Raw genomic sequence first — 7,401 nt, forward strand, 5'->3', positions numbered from 1 at the left:
TGATGAAAATTTCTGTGGTAGAATCCGTTCACTGTGGAGGTGAACATGATGACCATTGAAATTCATGTGATGGATTTGGGGGCAATGATTATTTGTGGTTTGATGATCATTGCATGTGCAATTTCTGAAACAGAAGAAGCCGGCTATTGAGTCGGCTTCTTTTTTATACGCTTGACGGAAATCGAGAGATTTTAGCACTCACACAGGGGTGTGTATAAGTGCGCCATTTTCATGGGTGTCCTATTTCCAAAATTGCCACCACTTTTTTTGTTGAGCAGCAGCAATCATTTTTTTTGCTTCAATGGATTCTTTCAAAGCGAGCATGAGATTTTCATCTCGCTTTTTTTGTTGTTCTTCAAATTGTTCGAGTCGTTTTAGGATGGCCCGATTGAATTCCTCTTGTCTTTGAATGAGATCGGCGACATTGACATCTTGTAGCGGTGTAGCGGTATCCGATATGGACAAGTTTGACCGATACAAGGTCGCTACAAGTTTGGCTACTTCTTCTAGTGATTTACCACTCAATTTAGAGTGTGTGTATATATACTCCATAGCGGATAAATCGGACTCATTATACTGACGCCATCCCTTAGTGTCTCTGGCGAAGTTATAGCCGTTTTTCTCAAGCATGGCGGCGTATTTGCGTATCGTGACGCTGGAGACATTGAGCTTGTTTGCAATGTCTTGTGAAGAAAGGTAGGTTTCGGGTTTCATAGCGGGTTCACCTCTTTATGATTCATTCGCTACGGTATACGCTACGCCCTCCTAGATCAAAAGGCAAAATGTTTTTGTTTTGCGTAGCGGGTTGAAAGAGAAAAATTTTGATAAGTGTCGCTGGAGACATTTCGGAAAAGGTGAAAAGAGCATAAGGGGTTTTTGTCCCCACTTATGGTGTGGAACTAGGCAAAGCCTAGCAAAAAAATGACCTCAAAGAAGTGTTGGAAATCACTCCTGCAGCAGTGGCGATTTTTGAGGTAATCACTTCCCAATCACTACTGAAAAACGAACCGATCACTGGAGAATCAGTGATGAAAAATGATCGACCACTTACCGACCACTTGTCCAAGTGCCCAGTTATACGCACCAAAAAATGTGCGTGTTTTAAGAAAAGCCAACGGGGGCTTTTTTACGAAAGTTTGGTAACGTTTTGTGTTTGAAAAGGAGCGTATTGCACACAAAGAAAGGTAACGTTTTGCAAAAAAATCAGTCGCAACAAGGGTTCAATCATGGGTGAATTAAGTTCGTGTTTGTTTTGTGTTGTTTCGGAAAAGTGTGCACTCAAAAGGAGCGTTACTGTTTAACAAATGGAGTGAAAAACATACGGCATGAGTCAACGGTAAGCGGAACGAAGTGAGCATTAAGGAGTTGACTCATTCACGATACCCAAAAGCCTGTCATTCAAACAAACCCCGTTTGTTTGCGCCTGCCGAAGGGGCATCCCCCGAAGATCGGGGGTAGGGGGTTTGAAAATTTGCCATCCAACGTGCTAGCGTTGGCGGGTTTGGGCAGCGCCCAAGAAAGGCGGTCCGATGATGAAAATGACAAGAGAGCGTTTTGAAAAAGGCATGAGCTATGCGAAAGCGACACACGCCATTGAAGGAATGTATTTTACAGCTGACGAGGAAGAATTATTATGGCAGCATGCATCCGGTCAGATCACAGATGATGAATTTGAGAGAAAGGCTCTTGAATTGGCTTATAAAGTGATACAATAGAGTTCTAGGCGAAGGTGCGTAGCGGAAGACGACGACAGTCGTCGAGTGGCAACGAAAAGCGAAGCACCGTAGCCAGCTGTAACCCCCTCACTCTAACAGGGGGGTAGTAATGTAAGATGAAAATAAAACGTATAAAAAAATATGTCGTGCATTTCAAAAATGCCGTTGAGAGCGTTCAGATTCGATTCTGAGCGCTTTTATTTTTGTTTAGGTAATTGAAATAGGGGAAAGTGTCAAAAACGCTTATAAGGGATTTAAATGCGTTTTTTCGTTTTGTCTGCTGTCATGATTCCTAAAATTTGATGGCGAGATACCGAGCAAAATTCAAAAACGGTTGCGAGATACCGAAAATTTTCAAAATTGGAACTAGAATGGATTTTATAACGTACAAATTATGCTAGCATTTAACATAAAAAGGGATGTCGAAGGAGAGAGATGGGATGGAAAGTATTCCTGCTGCTGTGGTCGGACAGAAGATTAATGAGTGGTATCGGCATATCAAAAAATTGAATGTAACAGATGCGGAAATGCTTCGTGAAGAGATTAAACGCGAATTAGATGTGATGGAAGAAGATGAACAAGCTGTTCTCTATTTTCAGTTGATGGACTTTCGTCATGAGCAGATGCTTGAGTATGTAAATCCTTCTCAAAATCAAGTGAACAAAGCTGATTATTTGCGAGCTGTTGAAGGTGAAGGTAAAAAGTTGACGGGTATCATGGAATACTACGTTCACTTTTTTAAAGGGATGTATGAATTCTCTAAGGGTGAGTACATAAAAGCCATTGCTTTTTATAGACATGCAGAAAAGAAGCTGGATAAAGTAGCTGATGAGCTTGAACGGGCTGAATTTTACTATAAGATGTCAGAGATTTTCTATCACATGAAGCAAACGCATTTGTCTATGTATTATATCGAGCAGGCGTATCACGCTTATAAAGCTCATAAAGCCAACGGGATGTATGAAATCAAGGTGATTCAATGTCGTTTTGTCATTGCAGGAAATTATGATGATTTATGTACGCATGAAAAAGCGATACCCCATCTAAAAGAAGCGGAAGAGTCGGCCAGGAATTTAGGCAACAAGTATATGCTTGCTAAAGCGTTGCTGAACCTGGGTGATTCTTATAAAAATATGGGGGATCAGGACAGAGCGCTTTATTTTTTGATCAAAGCTGTTGATCAAGCAAAAGAGTCTGGAGCTAAAGAACTTACACAGATTTATTATGAGTTGGCTTTACTGCATTTCAAGAAAAAGGAGCATGAATCGGGAAAACACTATTTTGAGTTAGGTGTTGAAAGTGCCGAAAGGTTTAATGATTGCTTTTTCATGAATTTGTTAAATGTGCTGAAGGCTCTTTATTTGGAGGGGGCTAAACCTACTCCTGTTGCGGATGCTTTAGACGAACTTGACGATATTCGAGGTTATCCATATTTAGAAGAACTGGCGCTTGTGTCTGCTGAATTTTATACTGAACTTGGGCATATGGATGATTCTGTATATTTTTATAACAAAATGATCTATGCTCAAAAACAAATTCGGAGGGGCGAGTTCTTGTATGAAATTTAATGCCTTACTGCTTTCAATCGTTTGTGCTAGTTTATTAATCGTTAGTGGGTCTTCTTTTGTACTTAAACAAGATTCTAATGTGTCAGTTGCTTCAAGAAAGGCTACGTGATGAGTCTTGTTCGAAATGGGACGTGATTTGAACAGACCTTAAGGGTCTGTTTTTTTTATTTTCTTTTCTCTTTTCCGAGGTGTAGGTGTTTAACTGTTATATTAAGAAAGAATAGCAGTAATGCTCTTACATTAAGAAGGGAAGGGTGAACTTAAAAATGCATATGCATAATGTTGAAACCTATGTAATTCAACAGTTTGGATCGGATTTTTACTTAATATGTGTTGAAAAACCATATAAATTTTTCCGACTGTAAAATCAAAAAAAATCTCCCCCTGCGGGGAAATTTGGTTTATTCTTTGGTCTTTTAGGTTTTGAGGTTTTGGTTTTTAAAAAGATGGCGGTTTCGCCAGCTTTTTGGGCGATTTTGACGGAGTCAGAATCGTGTCTTTTCTTATCTTGATACTATTAGAAACAATTCAATTTTAAAAAAGCGCGTTGAATCCAATGATGTCAAGGGTTAAAAGCCATTTTGACAGCACAAAACTCCATCTGCTATTATTGAGTTACCACACAACAATAATAGAATGCTAGAGAACTAGCGCAGAAGGAGTTTTTTGCTTTGACATATTCATCTGAATCGAATTATAGCATCCTTCAGGACAAAACTGCAACAGGTAAAAAGCGGGATTGGCGAGGGAAAAAGATGAGATCGTCGCTTATGGCGGCTCATTACGAAGGACTTGAAAAGCGTACTGGTGCGCCTTACTACGGAAAAAAGGCAGAGAAAGTATGTGATTGTGCGGAATGTCTTGCGTTTAGAAGAGATAATGAAACAGGCAGACTCCGATTATATCAAGCCTACTTTTGTAAAGTGAGGTTATGTCCTATGTGTGCGTGGCGCAGGTCGTTAAAAATTGCAAGTCATAATAAGTTGATCGTTGAAGAGGCAAACAGACAATATAAGCCTGCATGGATATTTCTCACTTTGACAGTTAGGAACGTTGATGGAGACGACCTGAAACAGGCGATTTCAGATATGATGAAAGCGTGGAACCGATTGTTTGGATATAAAGCTGTGAAAACTTCGGTTCTTGGATATTTTAGAGCTTTAGAGATTACAAAAAATCATGAACAAAATACATACCACCCTCATTTTCATGTACTAATTCCAGTGAAGAGAAGCTATTTCACTGGTAAACGTTATATAAAGCAGGCAGAGTGGACAAGTCTTTGGAAGCGTGCGATGAAATTAGATTATACACCGATTGTTCATGTGCAGCGGGTCAAGGGAAAAAAGGGAATTAATGTGGAAGCCATTGAAAAAGAAGTGCGCGCAGAAATGGAAGAGCAGAAAGCTATTTTAGAGATTTCTAAGTATCCAGTGAAAGATACCGACGTGATACGTGGTAATGAAGTGACTGAGGAAAATTTGGATACGGTCTATTATTTAGATGATGCTTTGAATGCAAGGCGGTTGATCGGTTACGGCGGGATCTTGAAAGAGATTCATAAGGAACTGAATTTGACGGATGCTGAGGACGGCGATCTTATTCGGATTGAAGAAGATGATGATGAGGTAGCCAATGAGACGTTTGAAGTCATGGCACGTTGGCATGTTGGTATTAAGAATTACATAATCAATTAACAAAACCATCTATTCCCTTTAAAATTACCTTAATTTTCATATGAAATTATATACATAAATCCTCAAATTATATATTGTTTTCAAGAAAACATATAATTTGGAGGTATTTATGAAAAAGAATCTTATTTTAACAATGATATTTACTTTACTTTTTTCGACTATGCTTTTGAGTATTGGAAGCAGTACAGCAGAAGCTGCTGAAATGAAACCAGTACCTGGCTCTCCTGGTTGGAAATATCGTGTTGAGGGACCACATGTTAAGGGAACAGATAATGATTGGCATGTACATGTTGAAAAAGGACGTATTAAAGGAGCTGAAAGGCTTACTGGAGGTAAAAGTCATGGTAAGACTTTAGATTCAGCTGGAGTTCCTAAAAAAGTACAAAAAAATGTAAAGAAGACTAAGGACTGGAAAAGAGGGCTAGAAAAACAGAAAAAATTAAATGCAGAACGAAAAAAACTTTCGGAACATAGCTGGTATGATATATTATTGAATCCTTGGTATCTTGTAACACTAGCAGCTTTAACGGGTGTAGGAATATCTGCGTTATTAAATGCTCCACGCTTAGTATTTGGTTAGGAACAGGAGGCAATTATGATACAAGAACTTAATAGGGTTTTAAAATTACGTGATTTAGAAATTTTTAGTGTGATGAAAGATAATCTAATCTTATGTTACGTAATTATTGAGGATACTAGAAAACCTTTTACAGAAGAAGATAGAAAGCTAGAGCCATTATGTTATATGGATGAAGAAGATATTAAAGCGTATTTGAATGTGTTTCATATTTCAATCATTACTCATGAAAAATTAAGTCAAGACGATTTAACTCTTGTAGAAGATTATTTTTCTAATTTCGTTAATAATACAAGTTTGACTAATTTCATTATTAGAGAATATATTCTAGAGGATTTATATGATTATGATGACGAAGATAAGATCACTTTCTTTAATAGAATGTTAAGTCATATAGGATCAGATGAGATTAAAGAACTTGACAATAAAAACTGGATTTATTTATCTCAAGATTGATGTTTCATTTATTTGTATTAAAAAGAGTACAGAGGATAATTTCTGTACTCTTTTTAATACATTTAATAATCATAGGTTTGAAGGGTTGTTAGATTTAAATCATGTTTAAATACTTTTATGGTGTTATAAGTGTTATATTCATTTTTAGTTGGTTTTTCTATACTCAAAGTCCCGATATTTCATTTAAAGTTATTGATTTTACGATAGGTCTATTTATTCTTTTATGGGTATTTAATGCTTAGAAGATGATGATGACGTTGGCATCAAGAATTACATAATCACATAGAAAAGCAGGCTAATAGAGCCTGCTTTTTTGTATGGATTAGTTGATTTTTGCTTTTAGAACTCTATAATCTCCACTGCCGTAAAGTCCTACGTCAACACGAGAAGAGTATTCAACAGGTGTGTATTTCAGTGCCTTGAAAGTTCCTCTACTGCGAATTTCCCAAACGCTAGGGTCTAGTTTGTGTTGTTTTGTTGAGTGTGATTTTGAGTAAAAGACGCCAGTTAAATAAGTATCATAACTGCTAGATACTAATTTGCCTTTTTCATAAGTGAATTTACCACTTACTTCATGAGCAAAACCAAAAACAGGAGTGGTATTTTTGACCTTTGCGTTGAATTTTTTTTGTTGTACTGCTTTTGTTGAAATGTCTTCAACGTTCATAGACAATTCAAGTTTGTCTCCCTGTACGTTGAGAGGTTCTTGTACTACAACGTTATCTAATCCTTTTTTTAGTTGAGCGTTTGCTTTATCAGTTAGTTGATCTAGTTTGTCGTTGATTCTTTCAACTTCTTTCAGATGTGCTACAGGTTCATTTTGTGTTGCTTTCGCATCTGGAGCATATATTCCTAAAGATAAAGTGATCGCAGCAAGTCCCATTAAAACAGTTGAGCTGATTGATTTTTTTGATAGTTTTGAAGTCATATTGTTCAAATCCTCCTGAAATGATAGTATTACAATCGGTTACAAAATTTGGTTAAACAACCACAAATAAGGGACGGTGTATTGTGTATGCTAGCTGTTATTTATACGGTTTTAATAATGTTTTTGGTTTTCTATCTACTGAATTATTTAGGTCAGAAACTAATTACTAAAGATCGCCCTATTAATCATTTGATCATCATAGTGATCTCACTTATTGAAGCTATAATTAGTATCGTTTTGGCTTACTATAAACCACCGTTTTTGTAGAATTGATCTATAGAAATCACTCCTTTTTTTGGGTATATTTTCATCCTAACATTGAATGATTTATCGTTGGGAATTCGTTGGAAAATTTCTTTTTTGGTTGCGGTGACCGCAATCATTTTTTTTATTTTTTAGAGCTTCGTTTTGATGAAAATTTCTGTGGTAGAATCCGTTCACTGTGGAGGTGAACATGATG

General features: G+C 37.1%; 7 protein-coding genes. 5 read left to right on the top strand and 2 right to left on the bottom strand.

The features are described from left to right. Positions 1 to 240 precede the first annotated feature (240 nt). On the bottom strand, positions 241 to 714 hold the full coding sequence (locus ES896_RS19815) for a DUF3967 domain-containing protein (RefSeq protein WP_010890180.1): 474 nt from the start codon (positions 712 to 714) through the stop codon (positions 241 to 243). Between the two features lie 818 nt (positions 715 to 1,532). On the opposite strand from ES896_RS19815, the gene ES896_RS19820 reads away from it, so the two are divergent. The 5 genes from ES896_RS19820 (at position 1,533) to ES896_RS19840 (ending at position 6,013) form a co-directional block, all read left to right on the top strand. After that, entirely contained in the window at positions 1,533 to 1,715 is a 183-nt protein-coding gene (locus ES896_RS19820) for an antitoxin VbhA family protein (RefSeq protein WP_017358754.1), read from the top strand. Between the two features lie 440 nt (positions 1,716 to 2,155). After that, positions 2,156 to 3,283 (top strand): Rap family tetratricopeptide repeat protein, encoded by a 1,128-nt coding sequence (locus ES896_RS19825; RefSeq protein WP_017358755.1) that lies wholly within the window; start codon positions 2,156 to 2,158, stop codon positions 3,281 to 3,283. A gap of 671 nt (positions 3,284 to 3,954) precedes the next feature. Continuing rightward, the gene (locus tag ES896_RS19830; RefSeq protein ID WP_017358756.1) at positions 3,955 to 4,980 is read left to right on the top strand and encodes a protein rep; all 1,026 of its coding nucleotides are present in this window, start codon (positions 3,955 to 3,957) and stop codon (positions 4,978 to 4,980) included. A gap of 109 nt (positions 4,981 to 5,089) precedes the next feature. Beyond that, positions 5,090 to 5,560, top strand: coding sequence for a hypothetical protein (locus tag ES896_RS19835; protein WP_010890403.1), 471 nt, complete (start codon positions 5,090 to 5,092; stop codon positions 5,558 to 5,560). 18 nt (positions 5,561 to 5,578) lie between these two features. Further along, positions 5,579 to 6,013, top strand: a complete 435-nt coding sequence (locus ES896_RS19840; protein WP_400915436.1) for a terpene synthase — start codon at positions 5,579 to 5,581, stop codon at positions 6,011 to 6,013. A gap of 322 nt (positions 6,014 to 6,335) precedes the next feature. Here ES896_RS19840 and ES896_RS19845 read toward each other — a convergent pair whose 3' ends face one another. Further along, positions 6,336 to 6,941, bottom strand: a complete 606-nt coding sequence (locus ES896_RS19845) for a hypothetical protein (RefSeq protein WP_135227209.1) — start codon at positions 6,939 to 6,941, stop codon at positions 6,336 to 6,338. Positions 6,942 to 7,401 lie beyond the last annotated feature (460 nt).

It is taken from the genome of Bacillus sp. 005/A4HT-01/001 (assembly GCF_004634445.1).
Classification (GTDB): Bacteria; Bacillota; Bacilli; order Bacillales; family Bacillaceae; genus Bacillus; species Bacillus altitudinis.